This window comes from Streptomyces sp. NPDC056224 (genome assembly GCF_042267665.1).
In the GTDB taxonomy this organism is placed as follows: domain Bacteria; phylum Actinomycetota; class Actinomycetes; order Streptomycetales; family Streptomycetaceae; genus Streptomyces.
Genome location: NZ_JBHJTK010000005.1, coordinates 48,795 through 73,046, shown reverse-complemented (window position 1 = coordinate 73,046; position 24,252 = coordinate 48,795). Strand labels below are relative to the sequence as shown.

General features: G+C 72.7%; 20 protein-coding genes. 7 read left to right on the top strand and 13 right to left on the bottom strand.

Features of this window, described 5'->3' with window-relative positions:
- Positions 1 to 39 precede the first annotated feature (39 nt).
- On the top strand, positions 40 to 801 hold the full coding sequence (locus ACFCZ1_RS09240; RefSeq protein ID WP_376677776.1) for a TrmH family RNA methyltransferase: 762 nt from the start codon (positions 40 to 42) through the stop codon (positions 799 to 801).
- Here the strand turns inward: ACFCZ1_RS09240 and paaN are convergent.
- Positions 798 to 2,480, bottom strand: a complete 1,683-nt coding sequence (gene paaN, locus ACFCZ1_RS09235) for a phenylacetic acid degradation protein PaaN (protein WP_376677775.1) — start codon at positions 2,478 to 2,480, stop codon at positions 798 to 800. The genes ACFCZ1_RS09240 and paaN overlap by 4 nt on opposite strands.
- A 124-nt stretch (positions 2,481 to 2,604) precedes the next feature.
- Between paaN and ACFCZ1_RS09230 the strand changes: the two genes are divergently transcribed.
- Both ACFCZ1_RS09230 and ACFCZ1_RS09225 read left to right on the top strand, forming a co-directional pair.
- Positions 2,605 to 4,143 (top strand): 3-hydroxyacyl-CoA dehydrogenase, encoded by a 1,539-nt coding sequence (locus tag ACFCZ1_RS09230; protein WP_376677774.1) that lies wholly within the window; start codon positions 2,605 to 2,607, stop codon positions 4,141 to 4,143.
- The gene (locus ACFCZ1_RS09225) at positions 4,140 to 4,727 is read left to right on the top strand and encodes a TetR/AcrR family transcriptional regulator (RefSeq protein ID WP_376677773.1); all 588 of its coding nucleotides are present in this window, start codon (positions 4,140 to 4,142) and stop codon (positions 4,725 to 4,727) included. Before ACFCZ1_RS09230 ends, ACFCZ1_RS09225 begins: the two co-directional genes overlap by 4 nt.
- A 141-nt stretch (positions 4,728 to 4,868) precedes the next feature.
- Here the strand turns inward: ACFCZ1_RS09225 and ACFCZ1_RS09220 are convergent, their stop codons facing one another.
- On the bottom strand, positions 4,869 to 5,429 hold the full coding sequence (locus tag ACFCZ1_RS09220) for an Lrp/AsnC family transcriptional regulator (protein ID WP_376677772.1): 561 nt from the start codon (positions 5,427 to 5,429) through the stop codon (positions 4,869 to 4,871).
- 202 nt (positions 5,430 to 5,631) lie between these two features.
- Here ACFCZ1_RS09220 and pdhA point away from each other — a divergent pair, with 202 nt between their 5' ends.
- The 3 genes from pdhA to ACFCZ1_RS09205 are packed head-to-tail and all read left to right on the top strand — an operon-like array spanning position 5,632 to position 9,163.
- Positions 5,632 to 6,768 carry a pyruvate dehydrogenase (acetyl-transferring) E1 component subunit alpha gene (gene pdhA / locus ACFCZ1_RS09215; protein ID WP_376677771.1) on the top strand — a complete coding sequence of 379 codons (1,137 nt, stop codon included), beginning with the start codon at positions 5,632 to 5,634 and terminating at the stop codon, positions 6,766 to 6,768.
- Entirely contained in the window at positions 6,765 to 7,784 is a 1,020-nt protein-coding gene (locus tag ACFCZ1_RS09210; protein ID WP_376677770.1) for an alpha-ketoacid dehydrogenase subunit beta, read from the top strand. Before pdhA ends, ACFCZ1_RS09210 begins: the two co-directional genes overlap by 4 nt.
- Complete coding sequence (locus ACFCZ1_RS09205) at positions 7,784 to 9,163, top strand: dihydrolipoamide acetyltransferase family protein (protein WP_376677769.1); 1,380 nt, start codon at positions 7,784 to 7,786, stop codon at positions 9,161 to 9,163. Before ACFCZ1_RS09210 ends, ACFCZ1_RS09205 begins: the two co-directional genes overlap by 1 nt.
- Positions 9,164 to 9,279: 116 nt before the next feature.
- Here ACFCZ1_RS09205 and ACFCZ1_RS09200 read toward each other — a convergent pair whose 3' ends face one another.
- The 10 genes from ACFCZ1_RS09200 to ACFCZ1_RS09155 form a co-directional block, all read right to left on the bottom strand.
- Positions 9,280 to 10,278, bottom strand: a complete 999-nt coding sequence (locus ACFCZ1_RS09200) for an NAD(P)H-quinone oxidoreductase (protein ID WP_376677768.1) — start codon at positions 10,276 to 10,278, stop codon at positions 9,280 to 9,282.
- 26 nt (positions 10,279 to 10,304) lie between these two features.
- Positions 10,305 to 11,405, bottom strand: a complete 1,101-nt coding sequence (locus ACFCZ1_RS09195; protein ID WP_376677767.1) for a potassium channel family protein — start codon at positions 11,403 to 11,405, stop codon at positions 10,305 to 10,307.
- A complete protein-coding gene (locus tag ACFCZ1_RS09190; protein ID WP_376677971.1) occupies positions 11,393 to 12,748 on the bottom strand; it encodes a molybdopterin molybdotransferase MoeA in 1,356 nt (451 codons plus the stop codon). Before ACFCZ1_RS09190 ends, ACFCZ1_RS09195 begins: the two co-directional genes overlap by 13 nt.
- Entirely contained in the window at positions 12,694 to 13,563 is an 870-nt protein-coding gene (locus ACFCZ1_RS09185) for an NTP transferase domain-containing protein (RefSeq protein ID WP_376677766.1), read from the bottom strand. The genes ACFCZ1_RS09190 and ACFCZ1_RS09185 overlap by 55 nt, the downstream gene beginning before the upstream one ends.
- A gap of 301 nt (positions 13,564 to 13,864) precedes the next feature.
- Positions 13,865 to 14,404: a bacterial proteasome activator family protein gene (locus ACFCZ1_RS09180; protein WP_376677765.1), complete on the bottom strand. Its 540-nt coding sequence runs from the start codon at positions 14,402 to 14,404 to the stop codon at positions 13,865 to 13,867.
- Between the two features lie 95 nt (positions 14,405 to 14,499).
- Positions 14,500 to 17,352, bottom strand: coding sequence for an FtsX-like permease family protein (locus ACFCZ1_RS09175; protein WP_376677764.1), 2,853 nt, complete (start codon positions 17,350 to 17,352; stop codon positions 14,500 to 14,502).
- Complete coding sequence (locus ACFCZ1_RS09170; RefSeq protein ID WP_376677763.1) at positions 17,349 to 18,095, bottom strand: ABC transporter ATP-binding protein; 747 nt, start codon at positions 18,093 to 18,095, stop codon at positions 17,349 to 17,351. The genes ACFCZ1_RS09175 and ACFCZ1_RS09170 overlap by 4 nt, the downstream gene beginning before the upstream one ends.
- A gap of 24 nt (positions 18,096 to 18,119) precedes the next feature.
- The gene (locus ACFCZ1_RS09165) at positions 18,120 to 18,827 is read right to left on the bottom strand and encodes a PadR family transcriptional regulator (protein WP_376677762.1); all 708 of its coding nucleotides are present in this window, start codon (positions 18,825 to 18,827) and stop codon (positions 18,120 to 18,122) included.
- 86 nt (positions 18,828 to 18,913) lie between these two features.
- The gene (locus tag ACFCZ1_RS09160; protein WP_376677761.1) at positions 18,914 to 19,522 is read right to left on the bottom strand and encodes a hypothetical protein; all 609 of its coding nucleotides are present in this window, start codon (positions 19,520 to 19,522) and stop codon (positions 18,914 to 18,916) included.
- A 139-nt stretch (positions 19,523 to 19,661) separates the two neighbouring features.
- Complete coding sequence (locus tag ACFCZ1_RS09155) at positions 19,662 to 21,314, bottom strand: protein kinase (protein ID WP_376677760.1); 1,653 nt, start codon at positions 21,312 to 21,314, stop codon at positions 19,662 to 19,664.
- A 228-nt stretch (positions 21,315 to 21,542) separates the two neighbouring features.
- Here ACFCZ1_RS09155 and ACFCZ1_RS09150 point away from each other — a divergent pair, with 228 nt between their 5' ends.
- On the top strand, positions 21,543 to 23,132 hold the full coding sequence (locus ACFCZ1_RS09150; protein WP_376677759.1) for a protein kinase: 1,590 nt from the start codon (positions 21,543 to 21,545) through the stop codon (positions 23,130 to 23,132).
- A 269-nt stretch (positions 23,133 to 23,401) separates the two neighbouring features.
- Here the strand turns inward: ACFCZ1_RS09150 and ACFCZ1_RS09145 are convergent, their stop codons facing one another.
- Entirely contained in the window at positions 23,402 to 24,064 is a 663-nt protein-coding gene (locus ACFCZ1_RS09145; protein WP_376677758.1) for a response regulator, read from the bottom strand.
- Between the last annotated feature and the right edge of the window lie 188 nt (positions 24,065 to 24,252).

Here is a 24,252-nt window from a genome sequence, read left to right as displayed (position 1 = left end):
CCGTCTCCCCGGGCGCCGGCCGGACCGTAGGGTCTGGGTATGAGTGAGGACCAGAGCCCCGAAGAGACCGTGCGGCAGTGGCGGGAGGCCGTGGAGCGGGGGGACCTCGTCCTGCTCGACGGGTTTCACACCCTGAAGCACGCCCTGCGGTTCGGGGCCGACGTGCGCATGGCCGTCGCGGACGACCCCGGGGCGGTACGGGCGCTCGCCGGCGAGCTGGCCCCGGACGTCGAGGGGGAGGTGGCCCGGCTGGTGCGGCCGGCCCCGCTGCGGGGGCTGCTGCCCCGCGTGCACCCCACCGGCGTCGCCGCCCTCGCCGTACGGCCCGACAGGAGCGCGGGGCGGGCCGGGCTCGACCGGCTGCCGCGCCCCGCTCCCGTCGTCGTACTCGACAACCCCCGCAACCTCGGCAACGTCGGAGCCGTCGTGCGGCTCGCCGCGGGATTCGGAGCCACCGGTGTGGTGACCCGCGGCGACCTCGACCCCTGGCACCCGAACGTGGTCCGGGCCGGGGCCGGGCTGCACTACGCCACCACCGTCGCCCGGCTGGAGCTGGACGAACTGCCGCCCGGCCCGCTCTACGCGCTCGACCCGGAGGGCGAGGACATCCGCACCCTCACCCTCCCGGACGACGCGCTGCTCGCCTTCGGCTCGGAGAGGCACGGCATCTCACCCGAGCTGCGCGAACGCGCCGACCACCTGGTCGCACTGCCGATGCGGCCGCAGGTCTCCAGCTACAACCTGGCCACCAGCGTGGCCATGACCCTGTTCCACTGGGGCGGGCCCAGGGACACGGCTTAGGCCTGGCGGCGGACCTCCACCACGCGGAAGCGGTTCGACACGAAGGCGCCGTCGCACAGGGCCGCGTTGGCCGCGGGGTTGCCGCCCGAGCCGTGGAAGTCCGAGAACGCCGCGGTCTGGTTGACGTAGACCCCGCCGGTGAGGTTCAGGGAGAGCTGCGCGGACTCCTCCAGGCAGACCTCCTCGATCGCCCGCTCGGTGTCCGCGGACGTCGTGTACGCGCCCACGGTCATCGCGCCCTTCTCGCGGACCGTACGGCGCAGGAGGTCGAGGGCGTCGGCGGTCGAGTCCACCGCCACCGCGAACGACACCGGGCCGAAGCACTCCGAGAGGTACGCCGCGTCCGGGTCCGGCTTGGACGCGTCCAGCTTCACCATCACCGGCGTGCGGACCACCGCGTCCGGGAACTCCGGGTTCTCGACCTCGCGGGAGGCCAGCGCGACCTCGCCCAGACCGGCCGCCGCCTCCAGCCGGGCCTTGACGTCCGGGTTGACCAGCGCGCCCAGCAGTGCGTTGGCCCGGGCGTCGTCGCCCAGCAGGCCGCCGACCGAGGCGGCGAGGTCGGCGACGACCTCGTCGTACGTCTTGTGCCCGGCGTCCGTGGCGATGCCGTCGCGCGGGATCAGCAGGTTCTGCGGGGTGGTGCACATCTGGCCGCTGTACAGGGACAGGGAGAACGCCAGGTTGGAGAGCATCCCCTTGTAGTCGTCCGTGGAGTCGAGGACGACGGTGTTGACGCCCGCCTTCTCCGTGTAGACCTGCGCCTGGCGGGCGTTGGTCTCCAGCCAGTCGCCGAACTCCGTGGAGCCGGTGTAGTCGATCAGCTTGATCTCGGGGCGGAGCGCGAGGGTCTTGGCGATGCCCTCGCCCGGGCGCTCGACCGCCAGCGCGACCAGGTTCGGGTCGAAACCGGCCTCGGCGAGGACCTCTCGGGCCACCTGGACCGTGAGCGCCAGCGGGAGGACGGCGCGCGGGTGCGGCTTCACGAGCACCGCGTTGCCGGTGGCCAGGGAGGCGAACAGGCCCGGGTAGCCGTTCCAGGTGGGGAAGGTGTTGCAGCCGATCATCAGCGAGATGCCGCGGGGGACCGCGGTGAAGGTCTTGCCGAGCTCCAGCGGGTCGCGCTTGCCCTGCGGCTTCGACCAGTCGGCCTGCCCGGGGACACGCGTCTGCTCCTCGTACGCGTAGGCCACCGCCTCCAGGCCGCGGTCCTGTGCGTGCGGGCCGCCTGCCTGGAACGCCATCATGAACGCCTGGCCGCTGGTGTGCATGACCGCGTGGGCGAACTCGTGCGTGCGGGCGGAGATGCGCGACAGGATCTCGATGCAGACCAGGGCGCGCGCCTCGGGGCCCGCGTCGCGCCAGGCGGCCATGCCGGCCTTCATCGCGGGCAGCAGCACGTCCGGGTCGGCGTGCGGGTACTCGACGGCCAGGGCCGGGCCGTACGGGGACACCTCGGCGCCCGTCCAGCCGTCCGTGCCGGGCTGGCCCAGGTCCAGCCGGGTGCCGCGGAGGGCTTCGAACGCGGCGAGGCCGTCGGCCGGGGCGTTCTCCCCGTAGGCCTTGGGGTGCTCGGGATGCGGGGACCAGTAGGCGCGGCTGCGGATCGCCGACAGGGCCTGGTCCAGGGTGGGCCGGTGCTTGGCGGACAGCTGGGGGACGGTGAGCTCGGCGGCCATCAGGGACCAACTCCTCGTTGAGCCGGGCGAAGGAGAGCAGACTGGAGTTAGAGTAACCGAACGATCGGTCGGGACAAGAGGGCCCGGCGGACCTGTGGATAAGTCGGTGCGGGAGGATCAGGACATGACAGCAATCGAGCGGTCCCGCACTGTGGCGGTCGTCGGCGCGGGCACCATGGGCCAGGGAATCGCCCAGGTCGCCCTTCTCGCAGGTCACCGCGTGCTGATCTACGACATCGACGCCGCGCTCGCCGCCGACGGCGTCGGCATGGTGCAGGACCGCGTCGAGCGGATGGCCGCCAAGGGCCGCCTGGACCGCGTCGAGGCCGAGGACGCGATCGGCCGGATCGGTGCGGCGGGCGCCCTCGCCGACCTCGCCGGTGCCGCCCTCGTCATTGAGGCGGTGGTCGAGAACGTCACCGTCAAGCAGACGCTCTTCGCCGCACTCGAAGAGGTGGTTTCGCCGGACGCCCTGCTGGCCACCAACACCTCCTCGCTCTCCGTCACCGAGCTCGCCGCCGGTCTCGCGCACCCCGGCCGCTTCCTCGGCCTGCACTTCTTCAACCCGGCCCCGCTGCTCCCGCTCGTCGAGGTGGTCAGCGGTTTCGCGACCGGCGCGGCCGCCGCCGAGCGCGCGTACGCCACGGTCCTCGGCTGGGGGAAGACCCCGGTCCGCTGCGCCGACACCCCCGGCTTCATCGTCAACCGGATCGCCCGCCCCTTCTACGCCGAGGCCTTCTCGGTGTACGAGGAGCAGGGCGCCGACCCGGCCACCATCGACGCCGTGCTCCGCGAGAGCGGCGGCTTCAAGATGGGCCCGTTCCAGCTGACCGACCTGATCGGCCAGGACGTCAACGAGGCCGTGACCCGCTCGGTGTGGGAGTCCTTCTTCCGCAGCCCCAAGTTCACCCCGTCCCTCGCCCAGCGCCGGCTGGTCCAGTCGGGCCGCCTCGGCCGCAAGTCGGGGCACGGCTGGTTCCCGTACGGCCCGGACGCCACCGTGCCGCAGCCGCACACCGCCGCGCCCGAGGACGCCCCGGACAAGGTCACGATCGTCGGCGACCTCGGGCCCGCGGCGGAGCTGGCCGTTCTCCTGGAGGAGGCCGGGATCACGGTCGGCGCCACCGCGCACGGCGGCCCGTACATCCAGCTGCCCGGCGAGGGCCAGCTGGTCCTCGCCGACGGCAAGACCTCCGTGGAGTTCGCGGACGTCGTCTACTTCGACCTCGCCCTCGACTACCGGGGCGCCACCCGCATCGCGCTCTCCGCCAGCGAGGACACCAGCGAGCGGACCCTCGCCGAGGCCGTCGGCCTGTTCCAGAAGCTGGGCAAGAAGGTCTCCGTCATCGGCGACGTCCCCGGCATGATCGTCGCCCGGACCGTGGCGATGCTGATCGACCTGACGGCCGACGCGGTCGCGCGGGGCGCCGCCACCGCCGAGGACATCGACACGGCGATGAAGCTCGGGGTCAACTACCCGCTCGGACCGGCCGAATGGCACGACCGGCTCGGCCGGGACTGGGCCTACGACCTGCTGCACCACCTCGACGAGCGCTGCCCCGGCGGGCGGTACGCGCCCTCGCTGGCGCTGTTCAAGCTGGGATACGCCGCCGGGGAAGAGGACGGGACGGACGATACGGACGAGGCGGGGGAGACCGAGTGACCACGGCGAAGCGGGACACGTACACCCCCGAGACCCTGCTGTCCGTCGCGGTCCAGGTCTTCAACGAACGCGGCTACGACGGCACCTCGATGGAGCACCTCTCCAAAGCCGCGGGCATCTCGAAGTCCTCGATCTACCACCACGTCACGGGCAAGGAGGAGCTGCTCCGGCGCGCCGTGAGCCGCGCCCTCGACGGGCTCTTCGCCGTCCTGGAGGAGCCGGGCGCCGTACGCGGCCGGGCGGTGGAGCGCGTGGAGTACGTGACGCGCCGCACGGTGGAGGTGCTCGTCGGCGAACTGCCCTACGTGACCCTGCTGCTGCGGGTGCGCGGCAACACGCGGACCGAGCGCTGGGCGCTGGAACGCCGCCGCGAGTTCGACCACCAGGTCGCCGACCTCCTCAAGGCCGCCGCCGCCGAGGGCGACCTCCGCGCGGACGTGGACATCCGCCTCGCCACCCGCCTGCTCTTCGGCATGGTGAACTCCCTGGTCGAGTGGTACCGCCCGCACCCGGGCACGGGCCCCGACCAACTCGCGGACGCGGTGGTCACCATGGCCCTGGACGGCCTGCGGACCGCTCGCTGACCGCTCGCTGACCGCCTGCTGACCGCCCGCTGACCCGGGGGCGGCCGCCCCTTGCGGGCAGCCGCCGGACGGGTCCGCACCGCCTGCACAGCGCCCCCGGGAACGGCCCGCAGCCGTTCCCGGGGGCGCTGTCGCGTCCGGCTACTCCTCGGTGAGCGCAGGGGGCCCCACCGGACCCGGGCCCGCGTCCAGCAGATCCGTTTCCTCGAAGACCAGCAGGGTGCGCGTGGACAGGACCTCCGGGATGGCCTGGAGGCGGGTCAGGACCAGTTCCCGCAGGGTGCGGTTGTCCGGGGTGTGGACCAGCAGGAGTACGTCGAAGTCGCCGCTGACCAGGGCGATGTGCGCGGCGCCCGGGAGCTCGCGCAGCTGTTCGCGGACCGTGCGCCAGGAATTCTGGACGATCTTCAGCGTGATGTACGCGGAGGCGCCCTGACCTGCACGTTCGTGGTCGACGCGGGCCGTGAACCCGCGGATCACCCGGTCGTCGATGAGCCGGTTGATGCGGGCGTAGGCGTTCGCGCGCGAGACGTGCACCTGCTCCGCCACCGAGCGTATCGACGCGCGGCCGTCCGCCTGGAGCAGCCGCATGATGGATCTGTCGATCGGGTCCAGCGGGCGGGGTGGAACGGATGGGACTCCAGAGGCGCCCCCTGGCGGGACCGGTGCGGAACCCGCTCCGGCCATTTGTTCATCCGGCATTGCCCGATGCCTCCCTCTCCTGGACGTCCTGCATCCATCCCAGGGCCCCGGCGCCCGTTTGTCCACAGCCTGGAGCCGCCTGTAGCCAAATTGCGCGGACAACCGAACAATCGGTAGGTGAGGCGCCTCACATGCCCCCGGCCACCGCTGGGGGTAACCCCGGAGCGCCCAGTCGACTTCCCACGAGGAGGTGTACGCCGCCATGACGGTCCAAGAGCTGCCCGGTGCCGGTGCGTCCCACCGTCCCACCCCGCCTCCCGCCTGGAGGCCCCGTACGGACGCAGCGCCGCTGCTGCCGGACCCGGAGCCCTATCGGGTGCTGGGCACACCGGCGGCCGACCGGCTGGACCCCGCGCTGATGCGCCGCTGCTACGCGGAGCTCGTGCGCGGCCGCCGGTACAACGCGCAGGCCACCGCGCTGACCAAGCAGGGGCGGCTCGCCGTCTACCCGTCCACCGTGGGCCAGGAGGCCTGCGAGATCGCGGCGGCACTGGTCCTGGAGGACCAGGACTGGCTCTTCCCGAGCTACCGCGACACCCTGGCGGCCGTCGCGCGCGGGCTCGACCCCGTACAGGCGCTGACGCTGCTGCGGGGCGACTGGCACACCGGCTACGACCCGCGCGAGCACCGGATAGCCCCGCTCTCCACCCCGCTCGCCACCCAGCTGCCGCACGCGGTGGGCCTGGCGCACGCGGCCCGGCTGCGCGGTGACGACGTCGTCGCGCTCGCCATGGTCGGCGACGGCGGCACCAGCGAGGGCGACTTCCACGAGGCACTGAACTTCGCCGCCGTCTGGCAGGCGCCGGTGGTCTTCCTCGTGCAGAACAACGGTTTCGCGATCTCCGTCCCGCTGGCGAAGCAGACGGCCGCCCCGACGCTGGCCCACAAGGCCGTGGGGTACGGGATGCCCGGCCGGCTGGTCGACGGCAACGACATCGCGGCGATGCACGAGGTGCTGACCGAGGCCGTCCGGCGGGCACGGTCAGGCGGTGGTCCGACCCTGATCGAGGCCGTCACCTACCGGATGGAGGCCCACACGAACGCCGACGACGCCACCCGCTACCGCGGCGACGCCGAGGTCGAGGCCTGGAAGGGGCACGACCCGGTCGAGCTGCTGGAGCGCGAGCTGACCGCGCGCGGGATCCTCGACGAGGCGGGCATCCAGGAGGCGCGCGCCGCGGCCGAGACGATGGCCGCGGCGCTCCGCGAGGGGATGAACGCGGACCCGGTGCTGGACCCGATGGACCTCTTCGCGCACGTCTACGCGGAGCAGACCGGCAGGCTGCGCGAGCAGGCGGCCATGCTGCGCGCCGAGCTCGACGCGGAGGGAGACGCATGACCACGGTGGCGGCGAAGACGGCGAAGTCGGGGGTCAAGCCCGCGACGATGGCCCAGGCACTGACCCGGGCGATGCGCGACGCGATGGCCGAGGACCCGACGGTCCACGTCATGGGCGAGGACGTCGGGACGCTCGGCGGGGTCTTCCGGATCACGGACGGCCTGGCGAAGGAGTTCGGCGAGGACCGCTGTACGGACACCCCCCTCGCGGAGGCGGGGATCCTGGGCGCGGCGGTCGGCATGGCCATGTACGGGCTGCGGCCGGTCGTGGAGATGCAGTTCGACGCGTTCGCGTACCCGGCCTTCGAGCAGCTGATCTCGCACGTGGCGAAGATGCGCAACCGCACGCGGGGCGCGATGCCGCTGCCGATCACCATCCGCGTGCCGTACGGCGGCGGCATCGGCGGTGTGGAGCACCACTGCGACTCCTCCGAGGCGTACTACGTGGCGACGCCCGGCCTGCACGTGGTGACCCCGGCGACGGTCGAAGACGCGTACGGGCTGCTGCGCGCCTCGATCGCGAGCGACGACCCGGTGATCTTCCTGGAGCCGAAGCGGCTGTACTGGTCGAAGGCCGACTGGTCGCCCGAGGCGCCGACGGCCGTGCCCGGCATCGGGAAGGCGCTGGTGCGGCGTACGGGCACGAGCGCGACCCTGATCACGTACGGGCCCTCGCTGCCGGTGTGCCTGGAGGCGGCCGAGGCGGCGCGCGCGGAGGGCTGGGAGCTGGAGGTCGTGGACCTGCGCTCGCTGGTCCCCTTCGACGAGGACGTGGTCGTGGAGTCCGTGCGCCGGACCGGGCGCGCGGTGGTCGTCCACGAGGCGAACGGCTTCGGCGGACCTGGCGCGGAGATCGCCGCCCGGGTCATGGAGCGGTGCTTCCACCACCTGGAGGCGCCGGTGCTGCGGGTGACGGGCTTCGACATCCCCTACCCGCCGCCGATGCTGGAGAAGCACCACCTGCCGGGCGTAGACCGGATCCTGGACACCGTCGCCCGCTTGCAGTGGGAGAACTGATGCCGCAGGTCATGGAGTTCAAGCTGCCCGATCTCGGTGAGGGTCTGACCGAGGCCGAGATCGTGCGCTGGCTGGTGGCGGTGGGCGATGTCGTCGCCATCGACCAGCCGGTCGTCGAGGTCGAGACGGCCAAGGCGATGGTGGAAGTGCCCTGCCCGTACGGCGGCGTGGTCACCGCCCGCTTCGGGGAGGAGGGGCAGGAGCTTCCGGTCGGGGCCCCGCTGATCACCGTGGCGGTGGGTGCGGAGTCGCTGCCGGAGGCCCCGAAGGGTGCGGAGGCCCCGGGGGCTGAAGCCGAAGGCTCCGGCAGCGTGCCCCGGCCCCTGATCGGTTACGGCACGGACCACTCGCGCCCGGCGCGACGGCGACGGGTGCGACCCGTCACCGCAGCGGTGTCGGCGCCCGTCGCGGCCCCTGCCCCGGCTCCGGCCCCTGCCCCGGCTCCGGCCCCTGCCCCGGCTCTGGCCCCTGCCCCGGCTCCCGTTTCCGTCGCGGCGGCTCCGGCCGCTCCGGCGGGGCCGGTGCCGGTGATCTCACCACTGGTGCGCAAGCTGGCCAAGGACAACGGGATCGACCTGCGCGCCCTGCGCGGGTCGGGTCCGGAGGGCCTGATCCTGCGGGCGGACGTCGAGGCGGCGCTGCGCGCGCCGGAGCCGGTGGCGGCGGTCGCGGCCCCCGCGGCCGCGGCCGTGGGTGAACGGATTCCGCTCAAGGGGGTGCGCGGGGCGGTCGCCGAGAAGCTGTCGCGCAGCCGGCGGGAGATTCCGGACGCCACCTGCTGGGTCGACGCGGACGCCACCGAACTGATGGCGGCCCGGGCCGCGATGAACGCGGTGGGCGGTCCCAAGATCTCGGTGCTCGCGCTGCTGGCCCGGATCTGTACGGCCGCGCTGGCCCGGTACCCGGAGCTCAACTCCACCGTGGACCTGGAGGCGAAGGAGATCGTCCGGCTGCCGGCCGTGCACCTGGGCTTCGCGGCCCAGACGGAACGGGGCCTGATGGTCCCGGTGGTGCGCGACGCGCACACGCGCAACCCGGAGTCCCTGTCGGCGGAGTTCGCCCGGCTGACGGAGCTGGCGCGGGCGGGGAAGCTGGCGCCGGCCGATCTGACGGGCGGGACGTTCACCCTGAACAACTACGGGGTGTTCGGCGTCGACGGTTCCACGCCGATCATCAACCACCCGGAGGCGGCGATGCTCGGGGTGGGGCGGATCATGCCGAAGCCGTGGGTGCACGGTGGGGAGCTGGCGGTCCGCCAGGTCGTGCAGCTGTCGCTGACGTTCGACCACCGGGTCTGCGACGGCGGCACGGCGGGCGGATTCCTCCGCTACGTCGCCGACTGCGTGGAGTCCCCGGCGGTGCTGCTGCGCAGCCTGTAGTCCGGCGGGGGGCGGGATGGGGCGGAGCCGCCGCGCGGCTCTCCCCCGTCCCGCCCGTTCCCGTTCCTGTACCTGTTCCCGTTCTCCGGAACCGGAACCGGAACCGGAGCGAGGTCTCAGGCCGTCGCCGTGGCCGGCGGCGCGACGAGCAGCAGTTTGCCCACGTGGCTGCTCGACTCCATGACCCGGTGCGCCGCGGCGGCCTCAGGCATCGGGAACGTCGCGTGCACCACCGGCCGCACCCGCCCCGCCGACACCAGGGGCCACACGTGCTCCCGTACGGCCGCGACGATGGCCGCCTTCTCCTCCAGCGGGCGGGCCCGCAGGGAGGTCGCGGTGATCGCCGCCCGCTTGGCCAGCAGCGCGGCGAGGTTCAGTTCGGCCTTCACGCCGCCCTGGAGCCCGATGACCGCCAGCCGGCCGTTCACGGCGAGGGCGTCCACGTTCCGGGACAGGTACTTCGCGCCCATGATGTCCAGGATCACGTCCGCCCCGGCTCCGCCCGTCGCCGCCCGCACCTCGGCCACGAAGTCCTGCTCGCGGTAGTCGATCAGGATGTCGGCGCCCAGCTCCGCGCACCGCGCCAGCTTCTCCGGACCCCCGGCCGTCACGGCGACCGTCGCGCCCACCGCCTTGGCCAGCTGGATCGCCATCGTCCCGATGCCGCTGGACCCGCCGTGCACCAGGAGGGTCTCGCCGGGGCGCAGCCCGGCCACCATGAACACGTTGGACCACACGGTCGTGACGACCTCGGGCAGCGCGGCCGCCGTGACCAGGTCCACGCCCGTGGGGACGGGCAGCAGCTGGCCGGCCGGTACGGCCACCTTCTGCGCGTACCCGCCGCCGGCCAGGAGGGCGCACACCTCGTCACCCACCGACCAGCCGGACACACCCGGCCCGACCGCGGAGATCCGCCCCGAACACTCCAGCCCCGGGTAACGGGAGGCGCCGGGCGGGGGGTCGTAGAAGCCCTGGCGCTGGAGGACGTCGGCGCGGTTCACGGCGCTCGCCGCGACCTCGACGAGGACCTCGCCCTCGCCCGCCACCGGATCGGGTACGTCGGTCCAGACGAGGGCATCGGGGCCGCCGGGCTGCTCGATGGTGATCGCATGCATGGCCCGGAGGCTACGCGAAGCGGCGGCTACTCCGCTGGACCCAGTGTCACGTGCGGCGAAGTCGGGGGCGCCGCCCGCACGATGGTGATGAGACGGTCCGTCAGCTGCAGCGGGCTCGCGTGCGGGTCGTCGTAAGGGAGCAGCCGGTGCCCGCGCAGCACGCTCACCACCAGGTCGTCCGTCTCCCGTACCGACTTGCCCACCTCGGCACGGTTGACGGGCCTTTCGATGAGGTCGAGGCCGCTGCCCTGCTGGATCAGGTCCTCCATCACGGTGCCCGCGCTCGGGCTGAGGACCGAGAGGCCCAGCAGTCGGCCCGCCGCGCTCGCGCTCGTGATGACGGCGTCCGCGCCGGACTGGCGCAGCAGCGGCGCGTTCTCCTCCTCGCGGACCGCCGCGACGATCTTCGCGCCCCGATTGAGCTGCCGCGCCGTCAGCGTGACCAGCACCGCCGTGTCGTCCCGCTGGGTGGCGATGATGATCCGACGGGCCTTGTGCAGTTCGGCGCGGAGCAGCACGTCGGAGCGGGTGGCATCGCCGACCACGCCCGTGAAGCCCTCCGCGTTGGCCGTGTCGATCACCTTGGTGCTGGGGTCGACGATGACGACCTGCTCCTTGGACAGGCCGGTGGCCAGCAGCGTCCGCAGGGCCGAGCGGCCCTTGGTGCCGAAGCCGACGACGACCGTGTGCTCGCGCAAGTTCTTCCTCCAGCGCTTCAGCCGCCACTCTTCCCTCGTCCGCTCCGTGAGGACTTCCAGGGTGGTACCGACCAGGATGATCAGGAACAGCACGCGCAGCGGCGTGATCAGCAGAATGTTGATCAGCCGTGCGCTGTCGCTGTACGGGACGATGTCGCCGTAGCCGGTCGTCGACAGCGTCACGGTGGCGTAGTAGAAGCAGTCGAGGAGGTCGACCTGCTCGTTGGCGTTGTCGTGGTAGCCGTCGCGGTCCAGCCACACGATGAGGACCGTCAGGAAGAGCACGAACATGGCCATCAGCAGGCGCTTGGTGACCTGCCTCAGCGGCTGCTCGACGATGCGCTTGGGCAGTTTGATGCGCCGGGAGACGAGTTTCTCGTCGGCGTCGCGGGCCATGGCGTCGGACCCGTGAAGTTTCACGTGAAACATCCTCCCGAGGCCCACGGCAGATCCAGGATCTCCAGCTCCTGTCCCGACCGCGCCCCGTGAGGCGGTACGACGGCCAGCGCGTCGGCGGCCGCCACGCCGCGCAGCATCGCGGGACCGTTGTAGCGCAGCGGCACCGCGTGGTCGCCGTTCAGCAGGACCGGGACCAGCCGGGTGTCGTGCGGGTGGCCCGGCACGTCGCCCTCGACCGTGGCCGTGCAGCGGGGGCGCCGGCGGCGGCCGGCCAGGGCGCGCAGCAGCGGATCGGCGAGGGTCAGCAGCCCGGAGACGGCTGCGAGGGGGTTCCCGGGCAGTCCGACCAGGTACCGGACCGAGTCCTCGCCTCGGGTCTGCTCGCCGATCCGGGCCAGCAGCATCGGGTGGCCCGGGCGTACGGCCACGCCGTCGACCAGGAGTTCGGCACCGGCCCGGCGCAGTACGGGGTGGACGTGGTCGACGGGGCCGGAAGCGGTGCCGCCGGTGGTGACGACGACGTCGGCGGCCGAGGTGGTGACGGCCTCGAAGAGGGCTTCGGCCCCCGCGGGGTCGTCGCCGAGCCGCCGTGTGCCGATCACCTCGGCGCCGAGGCGGGTGAGCCAGGGGCCGAGCATGGGGCTCAGCGCGTCGCGGATGAGGCCGTCGTGCGGGCGGCCTTCGGTGAGGAGCTCGTCGCCGAGCACCAGGATCTCCACGCGGGGGCGGGACCGGGTGCTCAGCTCGTCGTACCCGGCGGCCGCGGCGAGGCCCAGCACGGCGGGGGTGACCAGGGACCCGGCGGGCAGCAGCAGGTCGCCGGAGCGGCACTCCTGGCCGCGCGGTCGGATGTCCTGGCCGGTGTGGACGGGCCGGTCCGCGAAGAGCTGCGTGCCGCTCTCGCGGCAGTACTCGCTGCGGATGACGGCGGTGGTGTCGGCGGGGATCCGGGCTCCGGTGGCGATCTGTACGGCTTCGCCGTCCGCCAGGGGCTCGGGCCGCTCGGAGCCCGCCAGTACCCCGCCGCCGGCGCGGACGGTCCACGGGCCGGGACCGGCGACGGCCCAGCCGTCCATGGCGGAGGTGTCGAAGGAGGGCAGGTCGGTCAGGGCGTCCAGGGGTTCGGCCAGTACCTCGCCGAGGGCGTCCGCGAGGGGCACCCGGTGGGCGCGGGCCCGCACATCGCTCCCGGCCCGGACGGCGATGTCCCGGGCCCGCGGCCAGGTGTCGGCGCGGTGGCCGCCGGCGCCGCCCGTCTCGGGGGCGCGGCTGACCAGGGCCAGGGCCTGGTCCAGGGCGTGTTCGGCGTCGGTGGGGGTCATCCGGTGCCGTTCTCCTGAGACGTGGCGTCGGCCTCCGCCTCGGCGGCCCAGCGCAGCGCCAGTTCGGCCGCCTTGCGGGAGGCTTCGGCGACGGCCTGGGAGGGGTCGGCCCCGGCGGCCTCGGCCCGCGCCGCCGCGTAGCCGACCAGGAAGGTGGTCAGCGGTGCGGCGGGCCGGGCGACGCCGTGCGCGGCGTCCCGGGCGAGGTCGAGCAGGGTCTTGGTGTCGACGGGGAGGTCGATGCCCAGCTCGTTCTTGACGGCGGTGATCCATTGGTCCAGCACGGTTCCATGCTCTCTGATCCGGGCGCGGGCGGCAGCAAGATCTTCCCAGGTGTCGCAGTCGAAGGAGGCGAGCGGCCGGGCCGCGACACGGGCGAGGTCCAGTTCCGCGGTGAGCGCGCGCAGTGGGAGCCCGGCGAGGCTGCCGTGCTCGGTGGCGAGGAGGGCCAGCTCGCGGCGGAGCGGTTCGGCCCGGTAGACGGCGATGAGCGGCTGGTCCCGGCCGGTCGCATCGCGCAGCAGCGCGCCCTCGCGCCCGCCGGGCGCGGCCAGCAGGGACCGCACGGTCTCCCGGTCCAGGAAGGGCAGGTCCGCGGAGAGTACGAGGACCAGTTCGGCGGCGGCGTGCCGCAGGCCGGCGTCCAGCGCGGCCACGGGGCCGCCGCCGGGCGGATCCTCGCGGGTCCAGAGCACCGGGCGGGCGGTGGCCCGGCGGCCGCCGACCACGACGGTGGTCCGGGCGTCCGGGCAGGCGTCCAGGACGCGGTCCAGGAGGGGACGGCCGCCGACGCTCAGTGCGGGCTTGTCCGCCCCGCCGAGGCGCTGCGCGGCTCCGCCTGCCAGGACGATCGCGTCGTAACTCATGCCCCAGAGTATGCGGCCGCCCCCGCCCCGACGGGGCCGAGGGGGGCGGGGGCGAAAAGACAGAGGCAGGTCCGCGTCGCCGTGAGGGCGATGCGGACCCGCCGTGGTGCTGCTGAGTGCGGTGGCCAGTGCTGTGGACGGAAGGGTGTGCCGTGCCGGGGGCCGCGACCCGGTGGACCGTGCCGGGGGCCGCGACCCGGTGGACCGTACCGGGGGCCGCGACCCGGTGGACCCTGCCGGTCACGGCGCTGGGTCCTGTCGTCGAAGTGACGTCGCGGGCCGGGCGCTATGACGACAGGGCCTAGAGGTACGGGCCCGAGCGGATCGCTCCGTGGCCGCCGTCGTCCTCGTCGTCGTGGGGGGCGCCGGGCGGCAGGGCGCGGCGCATCTGTTCGAGCTGGGCCCGCGCCGCCATCTGCTGCGCGAACAGGGCCGTCTGGATGCCGTGGAAGAGGCCCTCCAGCCAGCCCACCAACTGTGCCTGGGCGATGCGCAGTTCGGCCTCGGAGGGAATCGCCTCCTCGGTGAACGGGAGGGACAGGCGCTCCAGTTCCTCCACGAGCTCGGGGGCCAGACCGTCCTCCAGCTCCTTCACCGAGGCGGCATGGATGTCCTTGAGCCGGACCCGGCTCGCCTCGTCGAGAGGTGCGGCACGTACCTCTTCCAGGAGTTGCTTGATCATGCTGCCAATCCGCATGACCTTGGCGGGCTGTTCGACCATCTCCGTCACCGGGACCTCGCGCGACTCGTCATCGGCGCCGCCGACCGTCATCCCGTCCTGTCCCACGATCAGGACGTGCGGGGGACTGTCCTGCGACCGTTCACTCCTCGGCATCTCCATGCCGTCATTCTCTCGCACACCTTCGCTCTCACACGGTGTGCCCCCGTACGGGCGTGATCCACCCTGTACGGAGGCAACTCGTCACTCCGTGTTCACTATCCGGCGGCCCGCCGCGCGAGGGCCCCAGTGGACCGGGTGACCAGGGCCGCCAGCAGCGCGGCGCCCAGCGGGACGACGATCAGCAGCCCGCCGAGGGTCTCCCACGGCACCGCGATCGGCACGTAGATCTCGGTGGCCGAGGACTCGTACCCCATCGTGACGGCCCTGGCGAGGAACCGTTCCGTCTCGCGGGCCTGGGTGAGCCGGAGTCCGACCGCCGGCAGGATGCCGGCCGCCGACCCCAGGACCACGCCCATCAGCGCGATCACCCCGCACTGGAAGCCGCTCAGCGTGCGCCGCACCCGCGGGGGCGCGCCGACCGCGGCCAGCGTCTTCAGGTCGGCCTCGGCGTCGGCCTGGGCGAGCCCGGTGGCGATGCCCGCCGCACCGATGGTGACCAGGCCCGCGAAGATGGCCAGGGCGAGCATCTCGACGCTGTTGTCCCCCTTGTAGCCCTCCTCGATCGCGACCTGAGCGTCCACGCCCATCGCGTCGAGGGCGCCGTCCAGCCGCTGGCGCTGCTCACTGCTCGGCACGCCGCCGTCGAGCGCGAAGTACGCGCCGTGCGGGGTGGTCGTCAGCCCGGCGGCCTTGGCCGTCGCGGGGGGCAGCACGAGTTTGAAGCCCCAGCCGTTGACGCCCTCCGGCACCTGGTAGACGGGCAGGACCTTGTCCTCGCCCGGCGTTTCCTGGTGCTTGCCGCGCGCGGCGTCCGCCGCGTCGGGGTCGGTGATGAGCCGGATGGTGACCTTGCCGTCCTTCACGTTCTGCTTGTCGAAGGAGACCGGTGTGCCCGACTTCAGTGCCGCCACGGCGCCGGGGTCGGTCACGGCGAGCGCGGTGAGCAGCTTCTCGTCGGCGACGAGCGCGTCGTTCTCCACGTAGTTCCGGTACCGGGGCATCGCGCAACGCCAGTCCCTGCGCAACTCCTTGGCCTGCTCGGGAGTGAAGTCCGCCGGTCCGTGCGGGGAATCGGACATCGGGCAGCGCTGTTCCTTGGGCACGACGATCTCGGCGCGCCCGCAGCCGCTGTCGTTCGAGTGCGAGTCGCAGCCCGGCTTGCCGACGACCAGGCGGTCCACGTCGGCCCGCACGGACGGCGCGAACTCCTTGGACAGGGCCTCGCGCACGGAGGGCACGTCCTTGAAGGAGCTGTTGTCGGTGACCGTGATCACCCCGGAGTGGTGCGGCAGGTCGGCGACGTACTCGTGGCGGGCCTGTACGTCCGCGCTGTGCTGGTACGTAGCCACCGCGACGGTTCCGGCCACGGCGGCCAGCACCGCGGCCACGGCGGGCGCCGTACGTCCCCGGTTGCGCACCGCGTCGCGCAGCGCGAGCCGCGGCGACAGCGGCAGCCAGCGCCCGATCCGCCCGAAGAGGCCGACCAGCACCGGGGTGAGGGCGACGACGCCGAGCTCGGCGAGGGCGCTGCCGCCCGCGACGACCAGGGAGCCCGTCTCGGACACCGTGCCGTACAGGGCGATGGCGGCGCCGCCCGCGACGGCGATCAGGCCGAGGACGGGCAGCACCCGGTTGGCCCGGCGGATGCCGCGGCGCCCGGTGAGCGAGGCCAGCACGGTCTGCCGCGAGGCGGTGATCGCGGGGGCGATGGCGGCCAGCAGGCCGGTCACCACGGCGAGCAGCGCGATGGCGGCCAGCTCCAGGGGACGGATCTCGAACCCGCCCCAGCGCAGGCCGAGGTACTCCTCCAGCAGGGGCCGCAGCCCGAGGGTGAGGGCTATGCCGATGACGGTGCCGACCACGGCGGCGGCGGCGCCGATGACCAGGCCGCCGGAGAGCACGATGGCCCGGATGTGCCGCCGGTCCCCGCCGTTGGCGCCGACGAGCCCGAGCTGGCGGCGCGAGCGCCGGGCGCCGACCGCGAAGGCGGGTCCGGCGAGCAGGCAGATCTCCAGCATGGCCAGCCCGACGACGGTGGCCAGGACGGCCATTTCGACGGCGCGGGTCGAGCCCGAGGTGAACTGATCCTTGGGCTCCTGTCCGTACAGAGGCACTTCGGAGTCGGCGGGCTTGTGCAGGATGGCGGCGCGCGAGATGACGATCACGCTCTTGCCGTTGGCCTCCTTGACCATGTTCCACGTGAAACCATCGGCGCCGCCGGCCTTCACGAGGTACTTGTCGTCGGCCCGCACCCCGGGCGCCCCGGCGGCCTGAAGGGCCTTGTCGAGCGGGGTGAGCAGGGTCTGCGGCTGGGCGATGAGCTGCACTTCGCCCAGCGCGTTCGGCAGTTCGTACGCGCCCACGATCTTGTACTCGTGGTCGGTGCCGCGCGGGTTGACGCTGGATCCGACGAAGTAACCCGACTGCTTCAGGAAGGCGTTGGTCGCGATGACCTCGCCCGCCGCCTCGGGCAGTCGGCCCCGGTCGAGCGTGAACCGCCCCTTCACCAGCGGGCTGTGGGTGTCGATCTCGCGCAGGCCGGTGTCGAGGAGCCCGTGCGTGGTGCGCAGTTTGGCGTGCCCGGTGCTGTCCTTGACGACCTGGGCGCCGGCCGGGATCGACTGCGGCAGCAGCTGCGGGTCCTTGTCCTGGGGCGGCTCGTACGAGTCGTAGCCGCCGACCGGCGCGTACCGGTCGCCCGCGGGGTTCTGGTAGATCGGCACGTTCAGGCCGGACAGGCCGAGCTCGGCGTCGGCGGCGCCGAGGCGGCGCTGGAGCTCCTGCTCGGTGGAGAGCTCGGCGCTGCGCATCGTCAGGTCGGCGGCGCTCACGCCGACGATCGGCAGGGCGATCATCGCGAGGACGAGGATGCTGCGGCCCTTGGAGCGCCAGGCGTCGCGGCGGGCTATGCGGATGGCCGCCACCCAGGAGTGGTACCAGGAGATCACTGGCCGGCCGCCTGCCCGGAAAGGAGGGAGTCGGCGTGGCTGCGCAGCGTCTCGTCGACCACGCTGCCGTCGCGCAGGAAGACCACGCGGTCCGCCCAGGCGGCGAACCGCGGCTCGTGCGTGACGAGGACCCCCGCCGCCCCGGCGTCGCAGCGTGACCGCAGCAGGGCGAGGACGGATTCGCCGGTCTCGGAGTCGAGGGCGCCGGTGGGCTCGTCGGCGAGGACGAGGCGGCGGTCGCCGACGAGGGCGCGGGCGATGGCCACGCGCTGCTGCTGGCCGCCGGACACCTCGTCGGGGAAGCGGTCGGCGAGCTGTCCGAGGCCCATCTCCTCCAGTGCGGCGAGCGCGCAGGCGCGGGCCTTGCGGGCGGAGGTGCCGTCGAGCTCCAGGGGCAGGGCCACGTTCTCGGCGGCGGTGAGGGCCGGTATCAGGTTGTAGTCCTGGAAGACGTAGCCGATGCTGCGCCGGCGCAGCGCGGCCAGCTCCTTGCGGCCCGCCGTGGTGATGTCGGTGCCCTCGACGACGACCCGGCCGCTGGTGGGGGTGTCGAGGCCGCCGGCGAGGGTGAGCAGCGTGGACTTGCCGGAGCCGGAGGGGCCCATGACGGCGACGAGTTCGCCGGGGAAGACGGCGAGGTTGATGCCGCGCAGGGCGTGCACCTCCGTGGCTCCGCTGCCGTGGGTGCGGACGAGCTGGTCCAATTGGAGTACGGGTTGCCGGGCATGGCGCTGGTCAGGCATGAAGGGTCCCCCCTGGAAGGCGGTTCAGCCCCGTCGCGTGCGGGCGCTACGGGTTCGGGCGGTGGTGGCCGGGGCCGTGGCACGGCCGGGGCCGTCGGTCTCGGTCTCGGTCTCGGCGTTGGCCTCGGTGTCGGCGTCGGCGTCGGCGGCCTGGGGCGGTGCGGGCGCGGCGGCTCTCCCGTCGGCCGCGAGGGAGAGCCGGACGAGCCGGGATTCGCAGTGGTCGAGCCAGCGGGCCTCGGCCTCGGTCTGGAAGATGAGCTGTTCGAGGACCAGCAGCCAGGCCACGTCGTCGCGTTCGCGGGACTGCCCGCTCTCGACCGCGGCGAGCGCCGTGGCCTTGAGCCGCGTGTAGTCCTGCATCGCCCTGATCGTGGCGTGCCGCTGGGACTGGATGACGGCGCGGATGTCCACGCCGGGGGCGCCCACGGCCATGGCGAGCTTGATGGACAGCTCGTCGCGGGGCGGGTTGGCGCGGTCGACGGGGCGCTCGTACCACTCGCGCAGTTCGGTGCGGCCGGTGTCGGTGATGGCGTAGAGGGTGTGCCCCGCTGCGTCCTCCCCGCCGGGGGCGACCAGGCCGTCGCGTTCCAGGCGGGCGAGGGTGGTGTACACCTGCCCGACGTTGAGCGGCCAGGTGGAGCCGGTACGTGATTCGAACTCGGTGCGCAGCTGGGAGCCGTACCGAGGACCCCGTTCGAGCAGGGCCAGAAGGCCGTGGCGGATCGACATACTCAGTATGTATACCGAGTATGTTCACGCTGGGCAACCAACTCCAGTCGTACGTCCGAGGGGGGACGCGCCGGCCGGTGGGGGGACTACAGCCCGCGCCGCAGCCGTACCCCGAGGTAGCCCAGCCCCAGTCCCATCAGGGCGAATCCGGTGCCCAGCGGCAGTATGTGGGCGGCCAGGTCGGCGGCCCGGTCGTTCGGCTCGGTACCGATCGCCCGGACGGTGACCTCGGGCGGAGTCGGTGCGACCCGCGGCGGGTCGGGGAGCGCGGGGCGTTCGGGCCGCAGCGGCCGGACCGGCAGCGCCGCCGGGTCCGGGCGGGAGGCGACCAGCATCTCCGGGTTCGCGGGCTCGCCGGCGGGCCTGCCCGGCCGCTCCCGCCCGGACCCGTAGCTGCTGCCGGCGAGCCCTTCGCGCACCTCTTCCGGTACGTCGTCCCGCAGGGGTGCGGGAGCGGCGGGCGCGGGAGCGGCGAGTGCGGGCCGGGGAAGTGCGGGGACGGGGAGGGCGGGGGCGGCGAGCGCGGGGAGGCGCAGTGCGGAAAGGGTGAGCGGCTGAGTGGCGAGCAGGGGAACGGCGAGTACGGGAGCGGCGAGCGCGGGCACGGCGCAGACGGGGCCGGCGACCGCGAGCGCGGCGGCGGCGGTCAGAGCGGCCCGGGCCAGCCGGCGCGGCGGGCGGAAGCCTTGGATCACGGGTGCCCCTCCCGTCCCGAGAGACCGAGCTGTCCCGCCCAGATTTACATAGTGGGGCAAAACCGGCATCCCGGGCCCCCTGTGGGGTACCCGGGATGCCGGTGTGTCGCGCCCTGACCGGGCCGAGGTGTCTGAGCCGTTACTCCGGATTGCCGGTGGACACGGTCAGTGTGTACTCCGTGCCCTCCTTGTTGATCGGGTCGTCGGGACGCGGGTTCTGCTCCAGGACCATGTCCTTGCCGTACACGGCCTCGTCCTTCTCGACGATCGTGTACTTGCCGCCCGACGCCTGGATGCACTCCTTCACGGAGAGCAGGTTCTTGTAGCGCAGGTCCGGCGCCTGGTACTTCCCCGCGTCCTTGTAGTGCTTCGTCGGTTCCTTGCACTTCTTCGGGTCGATCGTGCGCGAGGGGTCCGGCCCCTTGAACCCGGCCTTGCCGGAGCCGGACGGCGCCGCCGAGCTCCCCGCGGTCGTCGCGGTGTCCTTCTTCTCGCCCTTGCCGTTGAACGAGACCGCGGCGATCAGGCCGCCGACGGCCAGCACGGCCACCGCGATGGCGCCCACGATCACCGGCGTGTTCCGCTTGTCCCCGGCCCCGCCGGAGGCCGTGCCGGTGGTGGTCGCCGGCGAGATCGTGTACGGCGGCGGGGTCGACGGCGCGTACTGCTGGTGCGGCGGCGGAGTGTGCGGGTAGGCGTAGCCGCCCTGCTGCGGGGCGGGCGTCGGCGCGTACGGGGACGGCGCCTGGGTGTGCGGCTGCGGCTGGTACGGCTGCTGCACGGACTGCGGCGCCTGGAATCCGGAGTCCACCGGGGGGAACACGGCCGAGGCCACGCCCGCGCCGCTGCCGCCCGTGGGGGCGCCCTGGACGATGACCGGCGCCCCGGTCTGCCCGGAGCCCAGCACGCGCGCGACCTCGTCGCCCATGGCCGCGGCCGTGGGGAAGCGCTCGTTCGGGTTCTTCTTCAGCGCCCGCGCCACCAGCGCGTCCATCGCCGGGGTCACCGACCGGTTGATGGAGGACGGGGCGACCGGCTCCTCCTGCACGTGCGCGTACGCGATGGCCAGCGGCGAGTCGGCGTCGAACGGGATCCGCCCGGTCAGCAGCTGGAACAGCATGATGCCGACCGAGTACAGGTCGGACCGGGCGTCGACCCCGCGCCCCAGCGCCTGCTCGGGCGACAGGTACTGCGGAGTGCCGACGACCATGCCGGTCTGCGTCATCGAGGTGACGCCCGACTGCATGGCGCGGGCGATGCCGAAGTCCATCACCTTGACCACGCCGCGCTTGTTCACCATGACGTTGCCGGGCTTGATGTCGCGGTGGACCAGGCCCATCTCGTGGCTGGTCTCCAGCGCGGCCAGCACGTCGGCCGTCACCTTCAGCGCCTTCTCCGCCGGCATCGCCCCGTACTGGCGGATGTCCGCGTCGAGCACCGAGCCGAGCGGCTGGCCCTCCACGTACTCCATGACGATGTACGGCATGACCGCACCGTCGCCGGCGCCGGAGCCGAAGGTCACTTCCCCTTCACCGGTATCGAATACCGAGACGATGTTCGTGTGCGACAGTTTGGCTACAGCCTGAGCCTCGCGGCGGAAACGCTCCCGGAAGGACTGCTCGCGGCCGAGGTCGCTGTGCAGGGTCTTGATGGCGACCTGCCGGTCGAGCGCCGAGTCGTAGGCCAGGTACACGGAGGCCATGCCGCCCGCACCCAGCAAGTCCCTTAGCTGGTAACGGCCACCGGCCAGAGAGCCGCCCGCGTACTGGCCCTGAGTGCCGTCCTGGCTCATGACTGTTGCTTCCCCTCGGGATGTGTCCCTACGCGTCTGGCTGAGCGCATGTCGCGCCCAGTCTGCCGGAGGGCAAGCACACGTCAAGCCAGGTGCCCGTTCCGTGACCACACGGGCACACGGAGCCTTGTCCGGACGGCGACCGGTTCCGAGGCTGTAGCGTTCATCGGAGCATCAAAGAAGAGGACACCGCTGAGCGGCGGCCGAGAGAGACGACGGCGAGGACTGATGGCACCCGAACCCGAGGGAAACGGCGCCGGGATGGCCGATGATCCTGAGCACTGGGGCGCCGGCGGCCTGGTGGGGGACGGCCGTTACCGGCTGACCCACAGGCTGGGCCGCGGCGGCATGGCCGAGGTGTTCGCCGCCGAGGACGTACGTCTCGGCCGGACCGTCGCCGTGAAGCTGCTGCGCGCCGACCTGGCCGAGGACCCGGTGTCCAAGGCGCGGTTCACGCGCGAGGCGCAGTCCGTCGCCGGGCTCAACCACCACGCCGTCGTCGCCGTGTACGACTCGGGCGAGGACCGGGTCGGCCCGAACACCGTCCCGTACATCGTGATGGAGCTGGTCGAGGGCCGCACCATCCGCGACCTGCTGATCAGCGCCGAGGCCCCGGGCCCCGAGCAGGCGCTCATCATCACCTCGGGCGTCCTCGAAGCCCTCGCGTACTCGCACCAGCACGGCATCGTGCACCGTGACATCAAGCCGGCGAACGTCATCATCACCGAGACCGGCGCGGTCAAGGTGATGGACTTCGGCATCGCCCGCGCCCTGCACGGCGCCCAGTCGACGATGACCCAGACCGGCATGGTCATGGGCACCCCGCAGTACCTGTCGCCCGAGCAGGCCCTCGGCAAGGCCGTGGACCACCGCTCCGACCTGTACGCGACCGGCTGCCTGCTGTACGAACTGCTCGCGCTGCGGCCCCCGTTCACCGGCGAGACCCCGCTCTCGGTGGTCTACCAGCACGTCCAGGACGCACCCGTGCCGCCCTCGCAGCTGCCGGAGGGCCGGCACATTCCGCAGGAACTCGACGGCCTGGTCATGCGATCGCTGGCCAAGGACCCGGACGACCGGTTCCAGAGCGCCGAGGAGATGCGCGGGCTGGTCCAGTACGCGCTCCAGATGCTGCACGACCAGGGGCCCAACACCGGTACCTGGAACACCGGTCCGGTCGCCATGACCCTGCCGCACGGGCGGGGCGGGGCGGCGGCCACCACCGCCATGCCCGTGAGCGGGACCGGCGGGCAGCAGGCGTACTCCTCGCACGCCTCGACCTCGCAGTTCCAGCAGCCGATGGTGCCGGCGCTGAACCCTGACGACGGCTCGGCCTTCCCCGGCGGGGGCGGCAACGGCCAGCTCGGCCACGGCCACGGCGGCGGCTACGACGGATACGAGGACCGCGGCGCGGGCCGCTGGAAGATGTGGCTGTTCGCGGTGCTCGCGATCATCGCGGTCGCCGGCGGTGTGGCCTACGCGGTCAAGACCGTGGGCGCCGGAAAGGGCGACGAGAAGAACCCGCCGGGCACCGTCCAGACCACGCCCGCCGGTCAGCCGAGCGCCTCCGGCACCCCGCCGACCGCGCCGTCCCAGGCGAGCCCCGACGACAGTCCCGCGTGGAGCACCCCGCCCACGTCGAGCCGCACCAGGACCCAGAGCTTCAGCGCGTCGCCCACGCCCACGGCGTCGGCCTCGCCCTCGGCCTCGGCCTCGGCGACGAAGTCGGCCTCGTCCTCCCCGACGCCGACCGTGTCGAAGTCGGTCACGAACTCGCCGTCGAAGCCGGTGGAGACGGGCGGCGTCAACTCCGAGGAATGACCCCGGCCGAGTGCGTTGCCGGGAATCCCGTTCGGATTCCCGGCACCCGACTGGCCGGTGGCGAACTGAAGTTCGATCCGCGTGCGGCTGAGGGTGAAGTCCGCTCCGTCCGTGAAATGCGGACCGGGGTCGAATAGTTCCGGTTCGTCAGTGGCCGCGTGGCCCGCGTGGCCGGGTGGCCGGTCGGACGATCTGCGCGGTCGCGGTGAATCCGGTCCGAAAGGCACCGGCTCGGCGCCGGAAAAGGGGAAAAACGCCTGGCGGAGCCCTTAGCGGGCTTTCTCCGCCTGGAGCCGGGCCACGTACGCGGCGGCCTGCGAGCGCCGCTCCATGCCCAGCTTGGCGAGCAGGCTGGAGACGTAGTTCTTGATCGTCTTCTCGGCCAGGTGCAGCCGCTCGCCGATGACGCGGTTGGTCAGTCCCTCGCCGATCAGGTCGAGGATCTTCCGCTCCTGGTCGGTGAGGTGGGACAGCCGGTCGTCGCCCTTGCCGTTCCTGCCGTCGCGCAGCCGCTCCAGCACCCGCGCGGTGGCCACCGGGTCCAGCAGCGACTTTCCGGCCGCGACGTCACGTACGGCGCTGAGCAGCTCGTTCCCCCGGATCGCCTTGAGCACGTAGCCCGAGGCGCCAGCCATGATCGCGTCGAACAGTGCCTCGTCGTCGGCGAACGAGGTCAGCATCAGGCACTTGACGTCGTCGTTCTGGGAGCGGACCTCGCGGCACACCTCGACGCCGCTGCCGTCGGGCAGGCGCACGTCGAGGACGGCCACGTCGGGACGGGTGGCGGGGATGCGCACCATGGCGTCGGCGGCGGTACCGGCCTCGCCCACGATCTCGATGTCCTCTTCGACCGACAAGAGCTCGTGGACGCCCCGACGTACCACTTCGTGGTCGTCCAGGAGGAATACCTTGATTTTTCCGTCTTCGCGCACGAAGTCAGTTTCACACACTCACCCCTTCCCTGCCGGAGTTACCCGGGATAACGTGCCGTTGTTCCCGGCCCCTGCAAGGCTGTGACCAGTGGTTGTTCCCGCTTCCGCGGATTTACTTGGAAATCCAAGCAAAAACGCAGGTCAAACGGGGTTTCGCAGTTATGCGGCGCACTGGGTAACGTGCATTG

Coding starts and splice junctions, on each gene's coding strand:
- pdhA (WP_376677771.1), top strand. CDS start 5,632: ATGACGGTCCAAGAGCTGCCCGGTGCCGGTGCGTCCCACCGTCCCACC.
- ACFCZ1_RS09230 (WP_376677774.1), top strand. CDS start 2,605: ATGACAGCAATCGAGCGGTCCCGCACTGTGGCGGTCGTCGGCGCGGGC.
- ACFCZ1_RS09200 (WP_376677768.1), bottom strand. CDS start 10,278: ATGCATGCGATCACCATCGAGCAGCCCGGCGGCCCCGATGCCCTCGTC.
- ACFCZ1_RS09165 (WP_376677762.1), bottom strand. CDS start 18,827: ATGTCGATCCGCCACGGCCTTCTGGCCCTGCTCGAACGGGGTCCTCGG.
- ACFCZ1_RS09150 (WP_376677759.1), top strand. CDS start 21,543: ATGGCACCCGAACCCGAGGGAAACGGCGCCGGGATGGCCGATGATCCT.
- ACFCZ1_RS09210 (WP_376677770.1), top strand. CDS start 6,765: ATGACCACGGTGGCGGCGAAGACGGCGAAGTCGGGGGTCAAGCCCGCG.
- ACFCZ1_RS09240 (WP_376677776.1), top strand. CDS start 40: ATGAGTGAGGACCAGAGCCCCGAAGAGACCGTGCGGCAGTGGCGGGAG.
- paaN (WP_376677775.1), bottom strand. CDS start 2,480: ATGGCCGCCGAGCTCACCGTCCCCCAGCTGTCCGCCAAGCACCGGCCC.
- ACFCZ1_RS09170 (WP_376677763.1), bottom strand. CDS start 18,095: ATGCCTGACCAGCGCCATGCCCGGCAACCCGTACTCCAATTGGACCAG.
- ACFCZ1_RS09155 (WP_376677760.1), bottom strand. CDS start 21,314: ATGAGCCAGGACGGCACTCAGGGCCAGTACGCGGGCGGCTCTCTGGCC.
- ACFCZ1_RS09195 (WP_376677767.1), bottom strand. CDS start 11,405: ATGTTTCACGTGAAACTTCACGGGTCCGACGCCATGGCCCGCGACGCC.
- ACFCZ1_RS09185 (WP_376677766.1), bottom strand. CDS start 13,563: ATGAGTTACGACGCGATCGTCCTGGCAGGCGGAGCCGCGCAGCGCCTC.
- ACFCZ1_RS09205 (WP_376677769.1), top strand. CDS start 7,784: ATGCCGCAGGTCATGGAGTTCAAGCTGCCCGATCTCGGTGAGGGTCTG.
- ACFCZ1_RS09180 (WP_376677765.1), bottom strand. CDS start 14,404: ATGGAGATGCCGAGGAGTGAACGGTCGCAGGACAGTCCCCCGCACGTC.
- ACFCZ1_RS09220 (WP_376677772.1), bottom strand. CDS start 5,429: ATGCCGGATGAACAAATGGCCGGAGCGGGTTCCGCACCGGTCCCGCCA.